Below are 24,352 nucleotides of genomic sequence, written 5' to 3' on the forward strand. Positions count from 1 at the left end.
TTCGCTTGAGCTTCGTGATCCAAAGATGTTTTTTTGAACTACCTCTTAAAGTGGGGGATTTGGTGTGATTGATTTGCATGACATCCCCGTAAAGCAGGTCAGCGGCGTGAGCGCTCTTAAACAAGAAGAGCTTCACGCCTTTGGCATCTTTACGGTGAATGATTTGATCGAATATTATCCGTTCCGGTACGAGGACTACCGGCTGCGATCCCTGACCGAAGTAAAGGATGGGGACAAGGTGACGATCCAGGCGAAAATCATGGGCCTTCCGGTGCTGCAGCGATACGGGCGCAAATCGCGGTTAACGTGCAAAATGATCGCGGAAGACTGGATGTTTACGGCAACGTGGTTTAACCGTCATTTCCTCAAGGACCAGTTGACGACGGGCCGTGAAATCATCCTGACCGGCAAATGGGATATACGCCGCAGCCAGCTCACCGTGACGGAGTCGGAGTTCCCCGACCGCGGGACGCTGCGGAGCGGCAGCCTGCAGCCGGTCTATTCCGTCGGCGGCAAAATCACGCAGCAGTGGATGCGCAAAACGATCGGACAAGCGCTGCAGCAATACGGGGAGATGATTCCGGAGAATCTGCCGCCCGAGCTGTTGCGCAAGTACGGCCTGATGCCCCGCAAGGCGGCGATTCTGCGGCTGCATCAACCGCAGGATAGCGAGGAGGGGCAACTCGCCCGGCGCCGCATGGTATACGAGGAGCTGTTCCTGTTTCAGCTCAAGCTGCAAGCGTACCGGGCGATGAACCATGATCGCATGGACGGGGTGGCGCATGTCGTCGATAACGCCACGATCCGGGAATTCGTGCGCAGCCTGCCGTTTGAGCTGACCGATGCGCAGAAGAAGGTCGAGCTGGAAATTCTGCAGGATATGCGTTCGCCTTACTGCATGAACCGATTGCTTCAAGGTGATGTCGGCTCCGGCAAGACGGTCATCGCCGCGATCGCTTTGTACGCGGCGGTGAAGTCGGGGCACCAGGGCGCATTCATGGTGCCGACGGAGATTTTGGCCGAACAGCACATGCGCTCGCTGACCCGGCTGTTTGAGCCGTTCGGCATCACGGTCGGCCTGTTGACCGGCAGCGTCACGGGGCGCAAGCGCAAGGATTTGCTGGGCTCGCTGCAAATGGGGCTCACCGATATCGTTGTCGGCACGCATGCGCTCATTCAGGAAGACGTATTTTTCCGTTCGCTCAGCCTGGTCGTGACCGACGAGCAGCACCGGTTCGGCGTGAATCAACGCAGCATTTTGCGGCGCAAAGGTTTCAATCCCGACGTATTGACGATGACGGCGACGCCGATTCCGCGCACGCTGGCGATTACGGCCTTTGGCGATATGGACGTATCGACGTTGTCGGAGCGCCCGAAGGGACGCAAGCCGATCACGACCTACTGGGTCAAACACAGCATGATGGACCGCGTGCTTGGCTTCATTGAACGAGAGGTCTCGCTAGGCCGGCAGGCGTACGTCATCTGCCCGCTCATTGAGGAGTCGGACAAGCTGGACGTGCAGAACGCCATCGACCTGTACGTGTCGATGCAGCAGGCGTTCCCGAACATGAAGGTGGGGCTGCTGCACGGCCGGATGACGGCCGCCGAGAAGGACGAAGTGATGCGCGCGTTCTACGAGAACGAGGTGCAGCTGCTCGTCTCGACGACCGTGGTCGAAGTCGGCGTCGACGTGCCTAACGCCACGCTGATGATCGTGATGGACGCCGACCGGTTCGGCTTGTCCCAGCTTCACCAGCTGCGCGGGCGCGTGGGCCGGGGAGAGCACGCGTCGTATTGCGTGCTCATCGCCGATCCGAAGTCGGAGGTCGGTCAGGAGCGGATGAAGGTCATGACCGACACGGACGACGGCTTCGAGGTGGCCCGGCGGGACCTGGAGCTGCGCGGTCCCGGGGATTTTTTCGGCACGAAGCAAAGCGGCGTGCCGGATTTTCGAGTCGCGGACATGGTCAGCGACTATGCGGTGCTGGAGGCGGCGCGGGACGATGCCGCCCAGATGGTGGCGGGCGAGGCGTTCTGGACGTCGCCCGAGCACGGTCCGCTGCGGGATTATCTGCGGCGGGAGCAGGTTTTTCAAGGCGAGCTGATCGACTGAATACGGCAAACGAAGGGGCGGCGTCTTCGAAGGCGCATGCCCCTTTTGTTTGTCCGCCGGGTGTCCCGATTGTTTTTTCAGCACTATGGACAGCCTTACCGTCATATATTAGGGTTGAAGTCCGGAATTGACGGGACAGGAGGTGCTAGTCACGGTGCCGAGTTATCATCAATATGGAATCAGTCCGCAGTTGGTCGAACGGGTCAAACTCAAAATGAAAAATCCGACGATCAAAGATCGGATCAAGCAGGTCGTCGATGGCCTCACCCGCGCGGATTTGCAGGATCGCGTCAAGGTGCGCAGGCTCGTCAGAACGGCCGCTTCCGTGCTTGGCGAAAGGCTGAGCGGCGTCCAGGAAGAGCAAATCGTCCAATTCGTCATCGATCAACGAATCGATCCCCGCAATACGCTTCACTTGCTGCGGTTATGGGGAATGTTCCGCTAGGGGAGCGTGCGGCGATGCGGCGGGACGGGTGACAGGCCCTGGGGAACGGTGCCCCGGCGGCCTTTTGCTATTTCCGGAAGGTTCGAGGGAAAGGGATGCTCTGCGGCCGGGCAGGTTAAGCTAAACGATAAATCGGTTGGTTTTGAATGAGGGGGATTTATTCCCGCTTGCCAATCCGCTTGATTTGTTTTATATTGACATGAGAGTAGGTCAAAAATAAAGGGGGCTGAGGCGGATGACACCGCGCACGAAGGAACAAAACGAAGAGATCCGGCTGCGGCGGCTTGCCCAAATTCGTGTCGCGGCCGCCGACGTGTTTCTTGATAAAGGCCTGACGCTGGAAATTCGGGACGTGGCGGCCGAAGCCGGGCTCGGTTACGGCACGGTTTACCACTATTACAGCAATAAAGGGGATTTGCTGCACGACGTGCTCTGGACGGCGATGGACCGGGCCGGGGAATGGATCGGCCGAAGGGATCCGGAGGACGTCCCCCCCAGAGGACCCGGGGACGTTGATTCCCATGCAGGTTTCAGGGATGAAGCCCGGGAAGCGGCCGCGGATCCTCTTGTCGCCGCTGGCACCCGGCTGTTAAAGCTGTGGGCCAAGGATCATGCCGTCTATCTGCTGTTTAAACTGGCGGCGGAAGGCTTTCGTCTGCTGCCGGAAGCGCGGGCGATGCCGCTGGCGGATGCGTTCCGCCGAGAGGTGCTGCTGCCTTTTGCGGAGGAGCTGGAGCACGGCCCTTCGCGGGGGCCCGCAACGACCACGGCTGCTTTAGCGGCGGGACGGGGGGCCGAGGCGGAGCGAATCCGGCAGGCGGAAATGCTGCTGGCCGCTTTGGCCGGCTGCGCCGGCTTTCCGCTGCGTCAAGGGACGCTAGGCCGCGAGGCTGCGGGCATCGCGCGTTTGTTATTGCATCGGTTATCGGAGCGCACCCGATTGAACATCGAAGGAGTGAAAGCCAAATGATCATCTTGAAATCGCCGCGGGAGATTGAAGAAATGAAGCGGGCCAACCAGATCGTCGCGGATTGTCACCGGGAGGTCGCCAAAAGGATCGAGCCCGGGATCACGACGCAGGAAATCAATGATTTCGTAGCCCGGCATATTACGAAGCTGGGCGGCAAGCAGTTTACGAAAGGATATAACGGGTTCCCCGCTGAAACTTGCGCTTCGGTCAACGATGTCGTGGCGCACGGGTTCCCTTCGAACCGGCCGCTGGAGAACGGCGACCTGCTCAAGCTGGACATCGTCGTGGAAGCGGACGGCTGGTTCGGCGATTCATGCTGGTGTTATGCGGTAGGCCAGGTGAGCCCCGAGGCGGAAAAGCTGATGCGGGTGACGAAGGAATGCCTGGAGTTGGGGATTGCCCAAGCGCTTCCAGGCAACCGGCTGGGAGACGTGACTTCGGCAATCCAGAAGCATGCGGAGGCGAACGGCTATTCCGTCGTGCGCGATCTGCTAGGTCACGGGATCGGGCGCAGCCTGCATGAGGAGCCCAACTACGAGCACATCGGCGCGGCGGGCAAGGGCATTCGCCTCAAGGAAGGCATGGTGTTTACGATCGAGCCGATGATCAACGAGGGCACGTTCCGCATCGCGATTGACGACGACGGCTGGACTGCGCGCACGGCGGACGGCAAATGGTCGGCCCAATACGAGCATACGATCGCGTTGACGGCCGAGGGGCCGCTAATTTTAACCGCTCAATAAGCGGCCAGCAGGAAAACGAGGCTGATTCCCAAAGTCCGAACGGACGAGGGGATCAGCTTTTTTTGCGCGCTTTCGCCTTGCCAAATTATCCAACATAAACCTGTTGATATAGGGAATGTTTGTTCGTATTATGAATATAATAGGAACAAACGTTCTGATTAGAGGGTGAGCTTATGACAGACAGCATGAAGAGGGGAACCGCATGACCCCCGTTCCTTGGCAAACGCAGGAGGAAGCGGAGATGATCAAGCAGTACGTGTTGCTTCCTCTGCTGCTCGACGCGCTGGAACGGGACCGGCGCGTTTTGGCGTCGGCTTCGCTGAAGCTGCCGCAGGTGTACAAAGGGCTGTTCAACTTGCTGCAGAACGCCGCGACCGCCGATCTGACCCGGGTACGCCAAAGCATGCGGAAGCATGGCTTGAAGGTGTTCGAGGAGCGGCGGACGAACCTGGGGATTGAAGCCCGCTATTTATGCCGAGGCTACACGTACGAGTTTTCCATGCTGTGGGGATTGGTCAAAGCGGAACTGACCAGCCGGCTTTGCGCCTATCTCGGGATCGATGTAAGGAAAGAGGGGATGTTCACATGAAATCGGAACGCGTAGTCATGTTGGCGGACTGCCAATCCTTCTACGCCAGCGTGGAGAAGGCCGATCACCCGCAGCATAAGGATCGTCCGCTGATCGTGGCCGGTGACCCGGAACGCCGATCGGGCATCGTGCTGGCCGCCTGCCCGCTGGCCAAACAGTATGGAGTAACGACGGCGGAAACGCTGGGTACGGCTTTGCCCAAATGCCCGGACCTGGTGGTGATGCGGCCGCGCATGGAGCGGTACATCTCCGTGTCGATGCAGATCACGAACATCATGAAGCAGTTTACGGACCTGGTGGAGCCGTACAGCATCGACGAGCAGCATCTCGACGTGACCGGCAGCCTGTCGCTGTTCGGCGAGCCGGAGATGCTGGCCCTGACGATTCAGCAAAAAATCCGCCGCGAGACCGGCATCTACAGCCGCTTTGGCATCAGCTACAACAAGGCGGTCAGCAAAATGGCCTGCGACAATTTCGCCAAGAAAAACGCAAACGGCCTGTACACGCTGCCCCGCGAAGCGGTCTCGAAGGTGCTTTGGCCGCTGCCGATCCGGCAAATGTTCATGGTCGGCTCCCGTATGGAGCGCCATCTGCTGCGGATGGGCATCCGCACGATCGGGGAGCTGGCGAACACGCCGCTGGCCCGGCTGCGGCAACGCTGGGGCGTCAACGGCGAGGTGTTATGGCGGCTGGCCAACGGCATCGACGATTCGCCGGTCGATCCGAACAGCCATCAGGGGGAGAAGTCGATCGGCCATGAGATGACGCTGCCCCGCGACTACTATTCGCTGGAGGAGACGGCAGTGCCGCTGCTCGAGCTCACGGAGCTCGTCTGCCGCCGTTGCCGGGAAAAGGGCTACATGGGCGGGGTCGTCAGCGTCGGTTGCCGGGGGGCGGATTTTGACCATCCGACCGGGTTTTACCGGCAAATGAAGCTGCCCGATCCGACCAACGTGACCAAGCAGGTGTACGACGGGGTGATGCGGCTGTTCCGCCGTCATTGGGACGGCCAGCCGGTCCGCAAGGTCGGGGTTACGTTGACCGGCCTGGTGCGGGACGACGAATACCAGCTGACCCTGTTCGACGAGCGGCCGAGATACCAGGCGCTGGAGCGGGCCACCGACGAAATCAAACGCCGTTACGGGGAATCGGCGATTTTTCGCGCGGTATCGCTGACCGGTGCCGGCCAGGCGCGGGATCGGGCCGGCAAGATTGGAGGGCATTACCGATGAAAGGAAAATTATATGGCAACGGATTATGGGAGTCTTCACGGATGATGCTGCCGGAGCACAAGGAGGCGATTTTACGCAGCAACCGCAGTCAGGAGCGCAAGGAGCGGTCCGTCCTCGACGAGCAGGAGCTCGAGCGGATTTCCCTCGTTCTCACGTCCTCGCTGCGGACCGAAAGGCCGGTGCGCCTGCGTCTCTTCGGAGAATGGCAGGGGCGGGAGGTCCTAGGAACCGTGACGCGAGTCGATCCCGGCAGGCGGCGGGCATGCCTTCAGACCGAGGCCGGCCCGGAATGGATCGCGTTTGCGGACATTGTTGGCGCCGAGGCCGATTAGCCGGATCAACGACGGGTAAATTTGCGTAAAAGGAAGGTAAACGAAAGAAGCTGCTGATCTGCCTTTGGCCGATCGGGAGCTTTTTTTGTTAACGTCCGGTGAAATCTGTTCTTCGACGCCCGGGACGGCAAAGTGCGGGAAAACGTCATTTTTTAGGAAGGAAGTCGCCAATCACGGCAGGATGGCCCGACGGAAATGCGTCATCCCGGACGACGGAAAAACGCTAGTCCCAAGCTGGGACCAGGGAAGCTTTTTTTGACATGGGCTGTAACCTCGGCAAATCGCGAAAAACCGCAGAATGACGCGATTTTCAGACAAGACTTTGGTATCAATTTTGTAACCATTATGGAAAAGGGTGTAAAAATTGAGCGAAACCTAGAGGAATTTCGCGCGTCTATTATCACGAAATGGCCCAGCCGGACAAGGATGCCGAAAATCCGTCTCCCCCGGAAAACAGCCCCAGCTGTAAAACACTCCCATTAGCCTAGTTACACGATAGGGGCGCTTGGTTCATGATAAATAGTGATTTTGAGAAGCGGAGGTGCGAATCGGCCATACTGAATCATCACCTGCATAGCTGCATAGAAAGCGGCCGTTCGAAAGAACGGTGCTCCCCGGGAAATGCCGGGCACGGCCGGGGGCTTCGATTTTTCGGAACGTGCACGAAAAGAAGAACAGCGAGGTGAAATAAGGGTAAATCCGATGACGACATTAGCGAAAAAAAGATTGGCGATCGGGCTCGTTCTGGCGGGCGTCTTGATCGCAGGCTGCGTGGTCTTGGCCGTGTTGAATTGGCCACCGCCCCATTACAGTTATGCGGCGGAAGACGGAACCGAGCTGAAGTTCCGCACCGAAGGCGACAAATTTCTGGCCTATGACGGAGAAAGCCGCTGGGAGGAAATGTTCGTCAAAGGCGTGAACCTGGGGGCGACGGTACCGGGGCATTTTCCCGGGGAGTTTCCGATTACGGAGGACGATTACTTGCGCTGGTTCCGGCAGATTGATGACATGGGCGCAAACGTCATTCGAATTTATACGGTGCATAATCCGGTTTTCTACAAATCTCTGGTCAAATACAACCGGGACAAGGGAAAGGATCCCCTCTATTTCATTCAGGGCATTTGGTCGCCGGAGGAGCAGCTGATCGAGCAGCAGGACGCCTATATTCCGGGGATCAAGGAAGCCTTTCACCGGGAGATCGAAAAAGCGGTCAAAGCCGTTTACGGCGATTTGAAGGCTCCGAAGCAGCCGGGAACGTCGGGCGGCAAGTATACCGCCAATGCCGGTCCTTACCTGATGGCCTGGCATATCGGTACCGAATGGGACCCGGAAATGGTGGACAACACGAACCGCAAGCACGCCGATATTCAGCCCTATCAAGGGCAGTATTTTGCGGCGACAGGCGAAGCCAGTCCGTTCGAGAGCTGGCTGGCGGAGCTGGTAGACGACACGGCCCGGCAGGAGCGCGCTTACGGGTGGGAGCATCCGATCACCTTTACGAACTGGGTGACGACGGATGTGCTGCAGCATCCCGGCGAACCGCTGTTCGAGGAGGACCTTGCCAGCGTCGATGCGACCCATATCCAGCCGGTCAAATGGGAAGCGGGTTATTTCGCCGCCTATCACGCGTACCCGTATTATCCGGACTTTTTCCATCTGGACGAGACGCTGGAGACGATCCCGGACGGGAATGGGGACTTCAACACCTACAAGGCTTATTTGCAGGAACTGAAAGCTTACTATAAGGACATCCCGGTGATGATTACCGAATATGGCGTTCCTTCTTCGCTGGGCGTTTCCCACCTCGGCCGGGGCGGGCGGAACCAGGGAGGCCATAATGAGCAGGAGCAGGGTGAAATCAACGTCTCCCTGACGAAGGATATCTACGATACGGGATATGCCGGCGCGATCTTGTTCATGTGGCAGGACGAATGGTTCAAGAAAACGTGGAACACGATGCGCTTCGAAATCCCGGAGGATCGGCGAGCCTTTTGGCTGAACGTGTTGACCAACGAAAAACAGTTCGGGCTATTGTCGATGGGCCCCGGCAAAGAAGACGACCTTACGATCGACGGCAAGCTAAGCGATTGGGAGGCGTTGCCGGAGGGTGAAGTCCAAGCCTGGGATCGCCCGTCGGCCGGAATCGACCGGCTGCAGGTCACGCACGACGAAGCTTACGTCTACATCGGGCTTCGGCTGAGCGAGCCGTTCGAACCGGCCAAGCGATTGATCCGGCTAGGCGCGAATACGCAACCCGGAGGCAACCAGCCGGCGGCGGAGCTGCCTGGGCTTCAGCTGAGCGACGGCTTGGAAGCGATCGTGGAAATCGGGAGCGATGAGGAGACCGAGGTGCGGGTGGCGCCAAGCTACGACTTCCACCGCCGCCTTTACGGACGGTACGGATATTGGATGCTTGATGATCCGACGGAGAAGCAAACCGTGGAGTTTCAACCCTGGAAACTCGCGGTCAGCTTGACGATGACGCCGCCGGACACCCGATCGGCTCATCCGTTTCAGGACATGACCGTCGGCAAGCTGATTCGCGGCACGACCGATCCGGGGAGAGCGGATTTCAATTCGCTCGCTTCTTGGCAGTACAGCGGCAACGAGGTAGAATTGCGCATTCCCTGGATGCTGCTGGGCTTTGCGGATCCCAGCTCCCGGCAAGTGATTGATTACCGTCCTTTGAAGGAGGACCGTGCCTTCTCGACGACCGGGACGGACGGCTTGACCCTCGTGCCTTGGATCGTGGAGCGGGGAGAAGCAGAGGTTCTGGGCCCGGGAACGGAGAGCGGAGAAACCGGGGAAGCCGTCTCTTTGGACGCATTCCCCAAATACGTTTGGCAGCCATGGGAAACCGTGCAGTACACCGAGCGGCTCAAGTCCGGGTACTACGCCTTGCAGGCGTTCTACCAAAGCTTGCCGGACCGCCGGACCACGGGAGAATAAGTGGCGCCGAAAGGAGGAAAACATGATGGCGGGTCAGCATCTTGGCCTGGCAATTGCCTTTATTTATGTATGCCTGGGGCTGATCGGCATAGGCATGCTGCTCTTGTTTTACATGAAAATCCGGCATTTGCGCATTCAGCGTAAAACGAAGGAATACCTGCGGAAGCATCAGGACTACTTCCTGTTCCTCCAAGCCCATCTGGGCGATACCGAGGAGCTTCCGCTGCCGCCCGGCAAGCTCGGGGATCTGGAACGGCGGGTGATCCAGCAGCGAGTGACTGAGTGGATCGAGCAATTTAAGGGCGATTTGCAGCAGAAGCTGATCGATTTATGCTACAACGCCGGCTTTGTCCGGGAAGACCTGAAGCTGCTCGACAGCTTGTTTTACGGGCGGCGGATCGCCGCCGCCTACCGCCTCGGCGGAATGCGGGCGACCGAGGCGGTGCCGCGGCTGCTGGAGATGTTGAAGCATCAGAAATATAGTCCGCTGAGCATCGTGCTCGCCCGCTCGATCGCCAAAAGCGCGGAGGACGAACAGCAGCTCAGGGATATGTTGATCCATCTTCTGCGTCACGGCAAGCCGATACACCATCTCGCAGCCGATATCCTGATGGAGACGCGGCTGGATGCCAGCCTGCTTCTGCTCCGGTTGCTGAAGGAGGAGAACGAGGATCTGGTGAAGGTGGCGCTGGCGACGATGCGGGGACAAGAGGTGCCGGGGGAGGCTCCGGCGCCGGGACGATTTGCTTTTGCGCTTGAGAGGAGGGAGACCACTGCTTAGGGATATTTTGCTGATCTATGGCCTGTTCGCGACGTATTACGTCATGACGGTCAACCTGGTTTATTTTTCGATTATGACGTTTTCGTTCCGCCAAATTCTGACGATCTTCCGCCGGGCCGCGTATTCGAAATACAACACGTTGTCCGGCTCCGAGCTGGTGCCTCCGGTTTCGCTGCTGGTGCCGGCCTTTAACGAGGAGATCACGGTGATCGAAAACGTGAAATGCCTCTTGACCCTAAATTATCCGACCTATGAGGTCATCGTGATTAACGACGGGTCCAAAGACAACACGCTGGGCGTGCTGCGGGACGAATTCGAGCTGATGCCGCTGCCGAACCCGGACATCCGTCAGACGATCGACTGCCAGCCGATTACGGCGGTATACCATAACCCGAAGTATCCGCATCTGTACGTAATCGACAAGCCGAACGGAGGGAAAGCCGATTCCTTGAATGCGGGCATCAACCTGTCGCATTATCCGCTCATCTCTTCGATCGATGCCGATTCGCTGCTGGAGAAGGACGCATTGATCCGGATGGCCCGCATGTATATGGAGAACCCGGAGGAGACGGTGGCCATCGGCGGCGACGTACGGATCGCCAACGGTTGCGTTATCGAGAACGGGGCGGTGAAGGAGGTTTCGCTGCCCCGCAAAATCTGGCCGATGTTCCAAGCCACGGAATACCTGAAGGCGTTCCTTGGGGGCCGGATCGGCTGGAGCTCGATCAACGGGCTGATCATCGTGTCGGGCGCGTTCGGCTTGTTCCGCAAGGATTACGTGATCGCCGTCGGCGGCTATCGCGGCGGGTATCCCGGCGAGGACATGAACATCATCATCAAGCTCCACCGCTATATGCTGGAGAACAAGCTGAAATACCGCATCGCGTTTTGTCCGGAGGCGGTGTGCTGGACGCAGGCGCCGGACACGTACCGGATTTTGTCCAACCAGCGCAAGCGCTGGGGCCGCGGCAATCTGAAGAACATGATCGAAAACTACGACATGGCCTTTAACCCGAGATACAAGGTGATGGGGCTCCTGACGATGCCGTACAACATTATTTTTGAAGCGCTAAACCCTTATTTCAAAATCACGGGGCTGCTCGCCCTGATCGGGTACACGCTGCTCGACATGACGCATTGGCGGGTCCTCGCGGTGTTCTGGCTGATCAATTTCCTCAGCGGTTACGTGCTCAGCATCGGGGCGCTGCTGCTCGAGGAGCTTGCGTTCAAGCGCTTTAACAAGCTGTCCGATTTGTGCAAGCTATTGTTGTTTTCGGCATTCAAGTTTTTCGGTTACGCGCAGCTCGGGGGATTGTGGCGCATCCAGGGGCATATCCAGTTTCTGCGCAACAACAATTCCTGGGGGACGATGACCCGCCAAAGCTGGCAGGACAAAGGGGAGACGGCCGCCAAAACGGCGAAACCGGCCAAATCCGCATAGCCTTTGGGCATCTCTCCTCCCCCGCTTCGCGGCCGGTGGCCGGAAAGGGGATGATAGGGCAAAGGAAAGGCTTGGATTCACGAAATCACCAAACTTAAGGATAAACTTACGGAAGAAGAAAGGCGGGAATGAATGATGTCAAACCTGACGGCACTGCAAAACCAAACGGAACGATCCGGCTTATATGCCGAAATGGAACAACGCGTGAGGGAAACGGCCAACGAGGTGAACGGGGTGCTGTTCATTTATTCCGAAGGCGGCCCCTCTTACGTGGCTTCCCAAGTGCGGGGAATTCTGGAATCCGAACCGGGAATTCAGTTTGACGTATGGGGCGGGGATGAGCCGGGGAGCGTGGCGGTACTGCTGCCGGGCCTGGCGCTGAATGCCGTCCATTATCAAGGCTTGCGCCTGAAGCAGCAGCTGCAGGAGCGCATAGCCGATTATCGTCCGCGGATGGCGCTGGCCAGCTTCTCCTCCCGGGCGGCGATTACCCCGCAACTGCTGAGTCAAATGGAGGAAAAAGCCAAACAGAACTATTCCGACGATATTCATATTTTTACGAAAGCCGACCTGCTGCTTGTCAAAAGCCGGATCCTGATCGTGGAAGGGGACCCGGCGGTTCGCGAGTTTCTGCAAATCCGGCTGAACATGCAGGGCTATGAGACGATGACGGCCGATAACGGCATCACCGCCCTGGAATTAATATCCGACTGGAAGCCGGATCTGGTCCTAACGGAGCTGAATCTATACGGCATCGACGGTCTGCCGTATATTCATCAAATCCAGCAAACCGGCGGCGAGGAGATGCCGAAAATCGTCGTCCTGACGGAACAGCGCGTCGAGAAAACGATCAGCTTGTGCTTCCAGAACGGGGTGGACGATTATATCACCAAGCCGTTTTCGCCGGTGGAACTGGACGCCCGAATTCGCCGCTGCATCCAATAACGTGACCCGATTAAATAACAGACAATAAATGGAGGTAGAAACCTGTGAATAATCATTACCAGAAGCTGATGAATGCGATTGAATCGAAAACCGCCGTATTGGGCGTTGTGGGTCTAGGCTATGTCGGACTGCCGCTGGCGGTAGAAATGGTAAAGCAGGGTTTCCGGGTCGTCGGCATCGATCTCGATGCCGCGAAAATCGATAAAATCCACCGGGGGGATTCGTATATTCACGATATCTCTTCCCAAACGCTGGCGGAAGCGATGGCGACAGGCCGTTTTCTTCCGACAACAGATTATGCGAATTTGTCCGAAATCGACGCGGTCAGCATCTGCGTACCGACGCCGCTGAGCGAGAACCAGGACCCCGATACTTCCTATATCGTCACCGTAGTGGATCAGTTGAAACGCTATATGAAAAAGGGCATGTTGATCACGCTGGAAAGCACCACCTACCCGGGGACGACCGAAGAGCTGATCCAATGGGAGCTGGAACAGCTGGGATATACGGCCGGCGAGGATTTCTTCCTCTGCTTCTCGCCGGAGCGGGTCGATCCGTCCAATTCGAAATTCAATACGTACAACACCCCGAAGGTCATCGGAGGAACCACGAAGGCTTGCCTGGATTTGGGGACGGCGCTGTATTCCCGGTATGTCCAAACGGTCGTACCGGTTTCTTCGCCGAAGGTGGCGGAGATGTCCAAGCTGCTGGAGAATACGTTCCGCAGCGTCAATATCGCCTTTGTCAACGAAATGGCCATGATGTGCGATCGCATGGGCATCGACATTTGGGAAGTGATCGACGCGGCGAAGACCAAGCCGTTCGGGTTTATGCCGTTCTACCCGGGACCCGGCATCGGGGGCCACTGCATTCCGCTGGACCCGATGTACCTGAGCTGGAAAGCGAAGGGATTCCGCTTCTACAGCCAGTTCATCGAGCTGGCGCAGTCGACCAACGACAACATGCCGTATTACGTCGTGAATAAAACGTCCAAAATCATGAACGAATACGCCAAATCGATCAAGAAGTCCCGCATCCTGATTCTCGGCATGGCTTACAAGCCCGATATCGCCGACCTGCGTGAATCGCCGGGATTGTCCGTGTACGAGCTGTTTAAGGACAGCGGAGCCAAAGTGGATTATTATGATCCGTATGCCGCAAGCTTCCGCGAAAAATCGGGCGGCGTGGTTCACAGCGTCGCTTATGAGCTTGACAAATTCAAAACCTACGACTGCATCGTTTTGGTGACCAATCACAGCAATTTCGACTACGAGGGCATCGCCCGCCTCGGCGTGCCGATCGTTGATACGCGCAATGCGTTCCGCGATTATCCGCTGCCGCATGTTTATAAAATCGGCCACTCCGTTGCGCAGGTCAACGAAGAATCCCCGGCGTTGATCGTAGGTTAAGGAAACGGCCTTGATGTTCAAATCGCCGATTTTCGTCCGCCTGCGGGCGTTTTCGGGAAGCAAGCGGCCGGCCTTGCTTGCCATCGGCGGGATGCTGATGATGGTTTTGCTTGTATTATTAGCCTTTATTCGGCCATCGGGTTCGCAAGCGAAAGCCACCTGGATCTGGGAGACGGCGGTCATCGAACAGCATCCTGCCGAGCTGCTGGACTTTGCCGGCAAGCAGGGCGTGGACACGATCTTCCTGCAAATCGGCGGCGGGGTGAAGCCGGAAAGCTATCGCAGCTTCATCCGGGCCGCCGCCCAAGAGGGCATACGGGTGCATGCCTTAGACGGCCATCCGGATTGGGCGCTGCGGGAGCACCGGAACGAGGCCGAGGCGTTTCTGAAATGGGTGATCGACTTCAACCGGGAGGCGACGGCCGAAGAGCGGTTTGCTGGCGTGCAGCTGGACGTCGAACCCTATTTGCTGGAACGTTGGCAAACGGACCAGAAAGCCGTGGTGGAGCAGTGGATGGAGGGCATTCGCGCCTGGACGGAGGAAGCGAGGTATAACGATCTCGCGATCGGCGCGGCCGTTCCGTTCTGGCTGGACCAGATCGACCACCCGAGGGAGACGCTAAAGCTGCCGCTGGGCGATTGGATGGTGGACCGGTTCGATTATTTGGCGATCATGGCCTACCGGGATGCCGCGGGCCGCATCTATGAAATCTCGCAGCGCACGCTGAATGCAGCGGATCGTCAAAAGAAACGGGTGTGGGTCGGCGTCGAGCTGGGCGAAAGCCGGGAAGGGCCCGGCGTCTCCTTTCATGAACAACCGCTTGCTTCACTGAACCGGGAGATGAAAAGGTTGGAGGAACTGGGAAGAAAACACGGCTCGTTTGCCGGAATTGCCGTTCACAGTTATGAGGCTTGGCATAGCAAACTCCGCGAGCCGTAAACCGAAGGCTGTCCCATAGACATAGACGGGACGGCCTTTGTTTTTTCGGAGGTTTTTCCGCACGAGGCCCGGGACAATTAGGACAGCCTTCTCCGTTTTTGCTATAATAAAATTAATTGCGTTTTGAGGAAATGGAGAGATTGTCATGATTTTACATAAGGGCGAAATCTTGTTCCGGCAAGGAGATGACGGTTCTTTTCTGTACCACATCAAAAGCGGGCTGTTTAAAGTGACTCGCCTGCATGAGAACGGGAACATGGTCTTGTTTAATATTTTGTACCCGGGGGAAACGGTGCCCCATCATTCCTTGATCACCCCGAAAGAGGTGCACGGGACGGCGATCGCCTTAATGCGGAGCGAGGTCGAAGCGATTCCTGCGCAGGTATGGTACCGCGAGCTTCAGGAGGATCCGAAAAAACCGCTGGAGGTCGCGCAGCTCCTTCAAGAGAAGGTACGCTTCATGCAAGAGCGGCTCGACCATTTGACGGTGGGGACGCCGGCCGAACGTCTGGAGCTGCTCACGAAATGGCTAGGCCAGCACGCCCATGGCGTGCCGTTGACCGATTACTTAACGCAGGAGGAGATCGGCCAGCTGATTGGCGTGCGGCGCGAAACGGTGAACCGCTTGCTTCGAGGCCATGGCCACGAACGGGCTTAACCGGATTACATGACAAAAGCGCGGACATTGGGAGGTTTCCCATGTCCGCGCTTTTGTGTCTCCGAGGGAGAGGAGCGTTCGTTAGTTGAGCGTATCTTCCAGGCTGTCCGCCGGCCCGAAAAATTCAAAATGAATCCGTTCGTCCGGTACGCCCCAATCCTTCAAGGCACGGCGAACCGCCTTCATGAACGGGACCGGGCCGCAGAAATAAAAGTCGCTGTCGGCAGCCGCGACCGTCTTCAGCCAAGGCAGATCAATGTAGCCGGTTTTGTCGCTGCTTTCGCCGGTATCCGGCGTTTCGTAGACGGTGTAGGCGCGCAGGTTATCATGCGTCCGCGCAAGTTCGGCAACCTGTTCCTTCAACGCATGATGCTTGGCGCTGCGGGCGGCGTGGACATAGACGATATCCCGGTTGGCTCCGCTTTGCAGCGCCGTTTCCAGCATGCTCACCATCGGCGTGAGGCCAACGCCGCCGCTCAGCAGCACGAGCGGCACGTTCCGCGATTGATCCAGCGTGAAATCGCCGGCCGGCGCGCTAAGCTCAAGCACGTCGCCTTCTCCGATTCGGGTGTGCAGATAGGTGGATACGACGCCCGCCGGGCGATCCTCGGCGGCCTCTTCCCGTTTCACCGAGATCCGGTAATACGGCTGGCCCGGTGCCGTAGACAAGCTGTAATGGCGCAAATGGGTAAACTCCTGCCCCTCCGGTTTCACGCGGACGGTAATATATTGCCCCGGTTCATAAGAGGCGATCGCTTGGCCGTCCTCCGGCTTCAGGTAAAACGAGGTGATGACATCGCTCTCCTTGACCTTACGGTCAACGACAAAGCGGCGGAATCCGCGCCAACCGCCTTTTTTCTCCTCCGCCTCACGGTACATCTCCGCCTCTACGCTGATAAATACGTCGGCAATCACGCCATACGCCTTGCCCCAGGCATCGAGAATCTCTTCGGTGGCGGCGTCGCCAAGCACGGTCTTGATGGCGGCGAGCAGGTTCTCGCCGACGATGGGGTAATGCTCGGGCAAGATCCCGAGCGCCCGGTGCTTCTGGGCAATGCCGCGAACGACCGGGAGAATCTCTTCCAGACGGTCGATGTGCGCCGCGGCGGCATAAACCGCATTGGCCAGCGCCGTAGGTTGTTTTCCTTGGCGTTGATTGGCGTGGTTGAACACGTTCAGCAACTCGGGGTGATTTTTGAACATGGTCTGATAGAAGGTTTTCGTAATTGTTTGTCCATGGACTTCCAGAACCGGTACGGTAGATTTAATGACTTCAATCGTTCTCGTGTCAAGCATAGGTGAACCCTCTTTCTCGGAAATTTCGTTCCACCTCAGTATAGGGAGCGTCCACACGCAAAAAGGTGACTTCCGTCACAATGAAAATTTCCAAAATGTGAACTGTTACTAAAATGCAATGACAAGTATCACATTATGCGCTCGAAAATAAAAAAGCTTGTCGGCGATAACGTGCAGTCATGATTCGCTTTGTGGTATAATATGAATAGAAGAAATTCTAACAAGAAAGGATCAGGATACCATGTGTCCCCGAAGGACGAAATCCCAAAGGACGATTTGGAAACGTTGTGATCTCTCTTATACTTAGCTCCTTTCGTAGCTAGTCGGTAAATCGGCGACAAACCTACGAAGGAAGCGTGAAATCATGCGAAGGATGAACTCCTCATGGACTCACTCCGTAGGGTGTTGCCGGATGGTCAACCAAACTACGATAAGAGGGATTCCAAATGAGGACAAAAGCAAGATGGCAAACGTACGGCACTCGATTATTAATGATGCTGGCAGGGTCTAGTTTATTGGCGTTCACGTATTACCACATCAATTTTCAGAACGGATTGTCGGAAGGCGGATTTGTCGGCTTGGCATTGCTTGGCAAATACCTGTTTAACCTGCCTCCGGCCTTAACCATGATCGCTTTGGATTTGCCGATCGTGGTACTCGCTTGGTGGCTGAAAGGCCATAAGTTCGTGATCAATACGGTGGTGGCTTCGCTGACGTTTTCGCTGGTTTACGAGTTGTGCGAGCAATACTCGCCGCTGACGATGAACCTGCAAGGCAATCTTCCGTTGGCTGCGTTATTATCGGGTCTCCTCACCGGATTCGGAGCGGGGCTCGTGCTTCGGGCGGGCGGGGCGAGCGGCGGGGACGATATTTTGTCGATGCTGCTAAGCCAGTGGTCCGGCATCAAAATCGGTACGATGTTTATCATCATGGATGCGGTCGTGCTGACGGTCTCCTTGTTATATTTACCGTTCAAAGAAACGATGTTTACGATATTGGCGGTGCTGATCGCCGGCAAAATGATTACCTGGACCGTCCATTACGGTCAGGGACAGCTGACGCCGATGCGTCTGCCTTACCCGATGAAAGAGAAAACGGCTCGAGCTTAAGGCTCGGGCCGTTTTTTTTGATTCTTTAGGATCTCCAGGATCCCTGCTGCCTGCGGATCAGCACGATTTGCCCCGCATGGTAGGCGTCATGCAGCAACCAGCGGGCTAGCTGGCGTCCGACCGACTCGTTCGAATTCGCGTAAGGCGCTTCCAGGTCACTCTCGGATAAGGAAGCGATCACCTCGCGCAATTCCAGCTGGATTCGCTTCGTTTCGGACTGCACGACGGCCCATGCGGCTTCTTCCTGCGACCCGCCGACTCCGGCGAAGGTTTCCTCGTTCGTTTCGACGGCCGCGCCCGGATCGATCCCTTTAAGGCGGCTGAGAATCCGCGCGTTGTAATAGTTGATGTGATTGACCGTTTGCCAGATCGTGTTGCCGCCTCCCGGCGGTGCCCATGCGGCTTGCTCGCCGGTAACGCCTGCCAATGCCGTCGACAAGGGGACGATCCATTCCTCCAGTTCCCAAGTGTTGTCCTTTTGCAATACCAGCAAATCCACGGCGCTTACGCTCATCCCAATTCCTCCTTCATCATTGTAACTGGCTAATCACGACTTAAGGGGTTACAATGGTATTGTAGCAGAAGATATAAGAAATGTAACCATCAATAAACAAATTAGATCGTTACATCCTTGGAGGCTTTTGGAGTTGGAGACATTATGGAGCGATTTTCTCAACAGCGAGTGGCATGATTGGCGCGGGAGCGGACGCAGCGAAGATCGGCTCGAGCTCCCGGTATGGCAGGAGCGTTTCCTTAGCGGCTGGCAGTTGGCGGCACTTGTACCGATGCCGGCGGAAGAAGCCTTGGCGATGCGCCGTTTTCGGGAGCGTCTGCATGCTCTTGCGGTTAAATTGGCAGAAGGCGGCGGCATGGATGATGGGGATTGGCAGCTCCTGAACGAGCATCTGGCGCCGGATGCGGTAACCCGCCGTTTGATCGGCGGACCCGGGGACGTCCGGCTGGAATATATACCGATGACGGAGGATTGGCGCCACGTGCGAGCGGAGATCGCCGCGAGCTTCGGCGAAACGCTGCTTGCGGGAGATACGGGAAGGATTCGCGTGTGCGATAACCCCGATTGCCGCTGGATCTTCTATGATGACACGCGCAACCGGACGAAGAAATACTGCGATGATAAGATGTGCGGCAACTTGATGAAGGTGCGGCGGTTTCGCGCCCGTAAGAAAGCCGGAATGGAGCGGGACGAGGATTAGGGAACAATTAGGGGAAAAGAACAAGGCTGCCGGGATACGGCAGCCTTGTTTTACGATATAACGAACGTCGTTATTCGTGCGTGTCCTCGAAAAGATAGAGATACTCCCCGTAGCCTTCCTTCTCCAGATCGGCCTTCGGCACAAAGCGGAGCGCCGCGGAATTGATGCAATATCGAAGACCCGTCGGTTCCGGTCCGTCCTCGAAGACGTGGCCGAGGTGGGAATCGCCTAGTCGGCTACGTACTTCGGTGCGGATCATGAAATGGCTGGTATCGGTTTTTTCCTTGATATGGTAGCTGCGGAGCGGGCGCGTAAAGCTGGGCCAACCGCAGCCGGCATCGTATTTGTCGCGAGAGCTGAACAGCGGCTCGCCGGAGACGACGTCGACATAAATGCCCTCTTCCTCATGATCCCAGTACTCGCCCGTAAAGGGGCGCTCGGTCGCGTTGTTTTGCGTCACCTCATATTGCATCGGCGTCAGCCGGCGTTTCAGTTCCTCCCGATCATCTGGACCGGACCAGTGACGTTCCAGGAAATCCTCGCGGCCGGAGCCTTTGCGGTACAGCTTGTAATGCCCCGGGTTTTTCTTATGGTATTGCTGATGGTATTCCTCGGCAGGATAAAAAGGCGCCGCCGGCAAAATCGGGGTGACGATCGGCTTGTCGAAGCGGCCGCTTTGCGCTAGCTCCTGCTTAGAGGATTCGGCTTCCAGGCGCTGTTGCTCGTCATGGTAAAATATCGCGGTGCGGTACGAATCGCCGCGATCATGAAATTGGCCGCCTTCGTCCGTCGGGTCGATTTGCTGCCAATAGAGCTCCAGCAGCTTGCGGTAAGGAAACACGGCCGGGTCGTACGCAATTTGCACGGCTTCGTAGTGGCCGGTATGTCCGGCGCAAACCTGCTCATAGGTAGGATTAACCGTATGACCGCCGGTATATCCGGATATAATGCCGTGAATGCCGGGCAGTTCCTCGAATGGCGATACCATGCACCAGAAGCAGCCGCCGGCAAAAGTGGCCAGTTTGACATTGGAATTTGACGCTGGACTCATTGTGATCCCTCCGTTTCGTATTTATTATAACTTGTTTTTGCACCAAATCCCAAACGCCGGCATAAAAGGCTGGTGCTCTCCCAGAGTACGTGCTATAATGATTCCATTAAACATGCATGGTTCCCAAAGGGGAGTAGCTGCTACAATAAAGTCGTCATTACGGGAGTTATACATACCCCCGGCTTTATTGGCAACGAACAGTTGTTAGCGAGACCTTTGCCCGTAGCGAGTATTGGGTAAAGGTCTTTTTTGATGCATAAATTGCGTCGTGCCCAATACGGACACGGCGCATTTTTTTTGGATCCAGATGGGGATTGTTCCCGTAGCCCCAGCCGCATCAATTGTCCGTCGGCCAGTTACACTATCCTTATCAGCCAGCGGCCGATCGCAAGGCGGTTTTCCGAAAAGAATGGGGCCGCTGCATGGAAAATGAGAAAGGGGAGAGAAAATGGAATTATTTTCGCCGGAATTTTGGATGGCCTTATTATCCATCGTCTTGATTGACCTCGTCCTCGCAGGGGACAATGCGATCGTCATCGGGCTTGCTGCCCGCAACGTGCCGCACCAGGATCAGAAGAAAGTCATTGTTTGGGGAACCGTGGGCGCGATCGTCATCCGGGTGATCATGACTTTGCTCGTCGTGCAGTTGCTCAACATCCCGGGTTTGCGTCTCGCCGGCGGCATTGCCCTAGTCTGGATCGCTTATAAATTGCTGGTCGAGGAGAAAAACCACGAGATTAAGGCAGGAAACCGGATGTGGGCGGCCATCCGCACGATCATCATCGCCGATGCCATGATGGGCCTCGACAACGTGCTTGCCGTAGCCGGCGCTGCGCACGGGGATTTTCTGCTGGTGGTGATCGGGTTGGCCGTTTCCGTACCGATCATGGTTTGGGGCAGCACGATGATCTTGAAGCTGACCGAACGTTTTCCAATTGTCATTACGATCGGGGCAGCGGTGCTGGCTTGGACTTCGGCTAAAATGATCGTCGAAGAACCGCTGATCCATGATTGGTTCGCCAGTCCTTGGATCAAATACGGTTTCGAGGTTCTCGTCGTCGTGGCGGTCGTGCTGCTTGGCACCCAAATGAAGAAGCGCAAAGCGCGTCTTCGCCAAGCCGTGCCGCAAACCAACGGCGGATAAAAGCTCAAGAATTGAATAAACAACGCCGCAGGCGGCCGATTCAACAGGCCGCCGCGGCGTTGTTTGCATTTTGGGGCATTAGCTCAAGCGCCGCCGTTATCCCGGGCGGTTTGGCGGAATTGCTTGGGAGACATGCCAAACCGTTTGCGGAACACTTTATGGAAGTAGTTATAGCTGGGAAAACCCGAGCTTTCCGCGACATGCTCGAGCGACAAGGGGCTGAAGATAATTCGTTCCCGCGCCATGTTCAGCCGCACTTCCAGCGTGTATTGTATCATGCTGGTGCCAAACGCCTGCTTGAAGAGATGCACCGCCCGCGATACGCTGATGCCGACGTGGTTGGCGGCGTCCTCCAGCTTAATGGCAGAGGACGCGTTTTCTTCAATATAATTTTTCAAGCGGTGGGCAAGATAGGTAGGATAAGCGGGCTGCGGCTGCTCCAGCAAATTCCGTTCGATCTCCAGGCAAAGGATTTTCAAATAATACCCGGATATTTCCGGCGCCGGATTGGAGATGCGGCGCTGCTCCAACATGATCTGCCGGAAAGCCCCCACGATGCCCTCGGACAAAGGGACTTTCAGGCGTTGGGGTAGCGGCCGGCGGTGCCACCAGGCTTCAATCCATTCCCCGGACAGAAATATATAATAGTCTCCGCTGGAAACCGCCGTATCTCCGGTACCGCCAGGTTCAGCCTCGATTCTCAGCTCGTAGGGATCCCCCGGAGCAAACAGCAGCAAATCCCCGGGCTCCAGCAGCTCCAGCCGCCCGTTTAACCGCGAGCGGCATTTGCCCAGCGTCTGCAGGCGAATCAGGTAATTTTCGTGCCCGTCCGGTTGCGTCGTGTGGAACGGCTTGCGGTGCAAGGCATAGCCGGCATGCAAAATTTGCAGGTTTGCATCTTCATTCATTGGTATCCTCCACAGGGTCCTCAAAAATAATGACCAGATAGTTCATGTTTCAATCATATTATTCATTTTACAATGGAGCGTTTTGAAATACCATGGTACATGGAAAGCGCTTCAATCGGTTGACAATTAGCTTGGCGTGAGCGGAGTTCCAGGTTATACCACAACGATGGATGAGGTGAACGAAAATGACGCAGGTCGGTTTGCAATTGTATACGGTAAGGGATCATTTGGAGAAAGATTTTGAGGGGACGCTGCGCAAGGTAGCGGAGCTTGGCTATAAAGGCGTGGAGTTTGCCGGTTATTACGGCCGCACGGTAGAGCAGGTGCAGGAAATTCTGCAGGAAACGGGATTAACCGCGATTGGCGCGCATACCCCGTATAACCGGCTGAAGGAAGCCTTGGAAGAGGAGTTGGCTTTCAATAAAACGATTGGCAGCCGCTATATCATCGTTCCGTATTTGGCGGAGGAAGATCGCAACCGCTGGCCGGAAATCATCGAAGATTTGAAAACATTCGGAGAACGCTGCAAAGCGGAGGGTTTGGTGCTTTGCTATCATAACCATGATTTCGAGTTGACGTTGCAGCATGACGGCAAGCCGGTGCTTGACGCGATTTACGAGCAAGTGCCCGAGTCCTTGCTGCAGGTTGAACTCGACACCTGCTGGGTTGCCTTCGCAGGGGCGAATCCGCTGGAATACATCGCTACCTATCAGGGGCGGCTGCCGCTGGTACACTGGAAGGACTTGATTAAGAAGGCGGACGGCTCGCCGGAAACGGTTGAACTGGGCAAGGGGGAAATCGCCATCACGGCCATCGGGGACGCGGCGGTCGCTGCGGGGGCCGAATGGCTGATCGTGGAGCAGGATTATTGCGCCGGAGATTCGCTGGACAGCATCAAAACCAGCATGGAATGGGTCCGTGCTTACGCGAATAAAGGAGGGAATCTTCATGTCTAAAACGTTGAAAGTCGCGATTATCGGTTGCGGCGGGATTGCGAACGGCAAACACCTGCCAAGCCTGGCGCAACAACCTGAAGTGGAAATCGTTGCGTTCTGCGATATCGTCGAGGAGCGCGCAACTAAAGCCGCAGCGCAATACGGCACGGAGGGTGCCAAGGTCTATACCGATTTCCGTCAGCTGTTGGCGGAGAGCGACGCGGAAGTCGTGCATGTCTGCACGCCGAACGATTCCCATGCCGAAATCACGGTTGCCTCGCTCGAGTCGGGCCGCCATGTGATGTGTGAGAAGCCGATGGCCAAGACGGCCGAGCAGGCCCGCCAAATGCTGGATGCCGCCAAACGCACGGGCAAAAAGCTGACGATCGCTTACCAGAACCGCTTCCGCAGCGACAGCTTGTACTTGAAGGAGCTATGCGAGAACGGCGAACTTGGCGACATTTATCTCGGCAAGGCACTGGCGCTTCGCCGTCGGGCCGTGCCGACGTGGGGCGTGTTCCTGGACGAGGAAAAGCAAGGCGGCGGTCCGTTGATCGATATCGGCACCCATGCGCTGGACTTGACCCTGTGGTTGATGAACAATTACGAGCCGAAAAGCGTGACCGGTTCCGTCTTCCATAAACTCGGAAACCGCGAAGATGCGGCTAACGCGTTTGGGCCTTGGAATCCCGAGGAATTCAAAGTGGAAGATTCCGCATTTGGTTTTATCACGATGAAGAACGGGGCGACGATCATCCTCGAGTCGAGCTGGGCGCTGAACGTCGTTGATTTTGGCGAAGCCAAAACGCTGCTGTGCGGTACGGAAGGCGGGGCGGACATGACGAACGGCCTGCGCATCAACGGCGAGAAAATGAGCCGTTTGTATGAGACGAAGATCGATCTCGGTTCGGGCGGTGTCGCTTTCTACGAAGGCAAGCAGGAAACTGATGCCACGCGCGAAGCGAGAGCCTGGGTGCAGGCGATTCTTGAGGACAAGGAGCCGCTCGTCAAGCCGGAGCAAGCGCTAGTCGTGACGGAAATTTTGGAGGCCATTTACGAGTCGGCGCGAACCGGAAAAACGGTCTATTTTGATTAATCGACGGAAGCTCCGGGAAGAAACAGGGAAGGAACTCGCTGCCGAAATGTGG

The 24,352-nt window shown here is 56.8% G+C and carries 23 protein-coding genes; 19 read left to right on the forward strand and 4 right to left on the reverse strand.

What is annotated here, in order from left to right:
* Window positions 1-67 precede the first annotated feature (67 nt).
* From recG to MJ257_RS14175, 14 genes are all read left to right on the forward strand, one after another.
* Window positions 68-2,113, forward strand: coding sequence for an ATP-dependent DNA helicase RecG (gene recG, locus MJ257_RS14110; protein WP_372489807.1), 2,046 nt, complete (start codon window positions 68-70; stop codon window positions 2,111-2,113).
* Between the two features lie 154 nt (window positions 2,114-2,267).
* On the forward strand, window positions 2,268-2,558 hold the full coding sequence (locus MJ257_RS14115) for a stage VI sporulation protein F (RefSeq protein ID WP_270406077.1): 291 nt from the start codon (window positions 2,268-2,270) through the stop codon (window positions 2,556-2,558).
* Window positions 2,559-2,793: 235 nt separating this feature from the next.
* A complete protein-coding gene (locus MJ257_RS14120) occupies window positions 2,794-3,528 on the forward strand; it encodes a TetR/AcrR family transcriptional regulator (RefSeq protein ID WP_240269840.1) in 735 nt (244 codons plus the stop codon).
* The gene (map, locus tag MJ257_RS14125; protein ID WP_240269841.1) at window positions 3,525-4,271 is read left to right on the forward strand and encodes a type I methionyl aminopeptidase; all 747 of its coding nucleotides are present in this window, start codon (window positions 3,525-3,527) and stop codon (window positions 4,269-4,271) included. Before MJ257_RS14120 ends, map begins: the two co-directional genes overlap by 4 nt.
* Before the next feature lie 202 nt (window positions 4,272-4,473).
* Window positions 4,474-4,860 (forward strand): YhjD family protein, encoded by a 387-nt coding sequence (locus MJ257_RS14130; RefSeq protein ID WP_240269842.1) that lies wholly within the window; start codon window positions 4,474-4,476, stop codon window positions 4,858-4,860.
* Window positions 4,857-6,092 (forward strand): DNA polymerase IV, encoded by a 1,236-nt coding sequence (locus MJ257_RS14135; protein ID WP_240269843.1) that lies wholly within the window; start codon window positions 4,857-4,859, stop codon window positions 6,090-6,092. The genes MJ257_RS14130 and MJ257_RS14135 overlap by 4 nt, the downstream gene beginning before the upstream one ends.
* Window positions 6,089-6,424: a YolD-like family protein gene (locus MJ257_RS14140; RefSeq protein ID WP_240269844.1), complete on the forward strand. Its 336-nt coding sequence runs from the start codon at window positions 6,089-6,091 to the stop codon at window positions 6,422-6,424. Before MJ257_RS14135 ends, MJ257_RS14140 begins: the two co-directional genes overlap by 4 nt.
* A gap of 702 nt (window positions 6,425-7,126) precedes the next feature.
* The gene (locus tag MJ257_RS14145; protein WP_240269845.1) at window positions 7,127-9,373 is read left to right on the forward strand and encodes a hypothetical protein; all 2,247 of its coding nucleotides are present in this window, start codon (window positions 7,127-7,129) and stop codon (window positions 9,371-9,373) included.
* A 25-nt stretch (window positions 9,374-9,398) separates the two neighbouring features.
* Window positions 9,399-10,154 carry a hypothetical protein gene (locus MJ257_RS14150; RefSeq protein ID WP_240269846.1) on the forward strand — a complete coding sequence of 252 codons (756 nt, stop codon included), beginning with the start codon at window positions 9,399-9,401 and terminating at the stop codon, window positions 10,152-10,154.
* A 43-nt stretch (window positions 10,155-10,197) separates the two neighbouring features.
* A complete protein-coding gene (locus tag MJ257_RS14155; RefSeq protein ID WP_240269882.1) occupies window positions 10,198-11,595 on the forward strand; it encodes a glycosyltransferase family 2 protein in 1,398 nt (465 codons plus the stop codon).
* Window positions 11,596-11,730: 135 nt separating this feature from the next.
* The gene (locus MJ257_RS14160) at window positions 11,731-12,540 is read left to right on the forward strand and encodes a response regulator transcription factor (RefSeq protein WP_240269847.1); all 810 of its coding nucleotides are present in this window, start codon (window positions 11,731-11,733) and stop codon (window positions 12,538-12,540) included.
* Between the two features lie 68 nt (window positions 12,541-12,608).
* The gene (locus tag MJ257_RS14165) at window positions 12,609-13,949 is read left to right on the forward strand and encodes a nucleotide sugar dehydrogenase (RefSeq protein ID WP_275693831.1); all 1,341 of its coding nucleotides are present in this window, start codon (window positions 12,609-12,611) and stop codon (window positions 13,947-13,949) included.
* A 13-nt stretch (window positions 13,950-13,962) separates the two neighbouring features.
* A complete protein-coding gene (locus MJ257_RS14170; protein WP_240269849.1) occupies window positions 13,963-14,889 on the forward strand; it encodes a hypothetical protein in 927 nt (308 codons plus the stop codon).
* 145 nt (window positions 14,890-15,034) lie between these two features.
* A complete protein-coding gene (locus MJ257_RS14175) occupies window positions 15,035-15,547 on the forward strand; it encodes a Crp/Fnr family transcriptional regulator (RefSeq protein WP_178022837.1) in 513 nt (170 codons plus the stop codon).
* 81 nt (window positions 15,548-15,628) lie between these two features.
* Here the strand turns inward: MJ257_RS14175 and hmpA are convergent, their stop codons facing one another.
* Window positions 15,629-16,843: an NO-inducible flavohemoprotein gene (gene hmpA, locus MJ257_RS14180; RefSeq protein ID WP_240269850.1), complete on the reverse strand. Its 1,215-nt coding sequence runs from the start codon at window positions 16,841-16,843 to the stop codon at window positions 15,629-15,631.
* A 446-nt stretch (window positions 16,844-17,289) separates the two neighbouring features.
* Here hmpA and MJ257_RS14185 point away from each other — a divergent pair, with 446 nt between their 5' ends.
* Window positions 17,290-17,952 carry a YitT family protein gene (locus MJ257_RS14185; protein ID WP_240269851.1) on the forward strand — a complete coding sequence of 221 codons (663 nt, stop codon included), beginning with the start codon at window positions 17,290-17,292 and terminating at the stop codon, window positions 17,950-17,952.
* A gap of 25 nt (window positions 17,953-17,977) precedes the next feature.
* Here the strand turns inward: MJ257_RS14185 and MJ257_RS14190 are convergent, their stop codons facing one another.
* Window positions 17,978-18,466, reverse strand: a complete 489-nt coding sequence (locus tag MJ257_RS14190) for a DinB family protein (RefSeq protein WP_240269852.1) — start codon at window positions 18,464-18,466, stop codon at window positions 17,978-17,980.
* Between the two features lie 133 nt (window positions 18,467-18,599).
* Here MJ257_RS14190 and MJ257_RS14195 point away from each other — a divergent pair, with 133 nt between their 5' ends.
* Complete coding sequence (locus tag MJ257_RS14195) at window positions 18,600-19,166, forward strand: CGNR zinc finger domain-containing protein (RefSeq protein WP_240269853.1); 567 nt, start codon at window positions 18,600-18,602, stop codon at window positions 19,164-19,166.
* Between the two features lie 70 nt (window positions 19,167-19,236).
* Here the strand turns inward: MJ257_RS14195 and msrB are convergent, their stop codons facing one another.
* A complete protein-coding gene (gene msrB, locus MJ257_RS14200) occupies window positions 19,237-20,217 on the reverse strand; it encodes a peptide-methionine (R)-S-oxide reductase MsrB (RefSeq protein WP_240269854.1) in 981 nt (326 codons plus the stop codon).
* Between the two features lie 448 nt (window positions 20,218-20,665).
* Between msrB and MJ257_RS14205 the strand changes: the two genes are divergently transcribed.
* Window positions 20,666-21,361: a TerC family protein gene (locus MJ257_RS14205; protein ID WP_240269855.1), complete on the forward strand. Its 696-nt coding sequence runs from the start codon at window positions 20,666-20,668 to the stop codon at window positions 21,359-21,361.
* A gap of 83 nt (window positions 21,362-21,444) precedes the next feature.
* Here MJ257_RS14205 and MJ257_RS14210 read toward each other — a convergent pair whose 3' ends face one another.
* Window positions 21,445-22,269, reverse strand: a complete 825-nt coding sequence (locus tag MJ257_RS14210; protein WP_240269856.1) for an AraC family transcriptional regulator — start codon at window positions 22,267-22,269, stop codon at window positions 21,445-21,447.
* A gap of 185 nt (window positions 22,270-22,454) precedes the next feature.
* On the opposite strand from MJ257_RS14210, the gene MJ257_RS14215 reads away from it, so the two are divergent.
* Window positions 22,455-23,225: a sugar phosphate isomerase/epimerase family protein gene (locus MJ257_RS14215; protein WP_240269857.1), complete on the forward strand. Its 771-nt coding sequence runs from the start codon at window positions 22,455-22,457 to the stop codon at window positions 23,223-23,225.
* On the forward strand, window positions 23,218-24,300 hold the full coding sequence (locus MJ257_RS14220; protein WP_240269858.1) for a Gfo/Idh/MocA family protein: 1,083 nt from the start codon (window positions 23,218-23,220) through the stop codon (window positions 24,298-24,300). Before MJ257_RS14215 ends, MJ257_RS14220 begins: the two co-directional genes overlap by 8 nt.
* Window positions 24,301-24,352: the final 52 nt, after the last annotated feature.

Origin of the sequence: Paenibacillus timonensis (assembly GCF_022427145.1) — a bacterium.
GTDB classification, from domain to species: domain Bacteria; phylum Bacillota; class Bacilli; order Paenibacillales; family Paenibacillaceae; genus Fontibacillus; species Fontibacillus timonensis.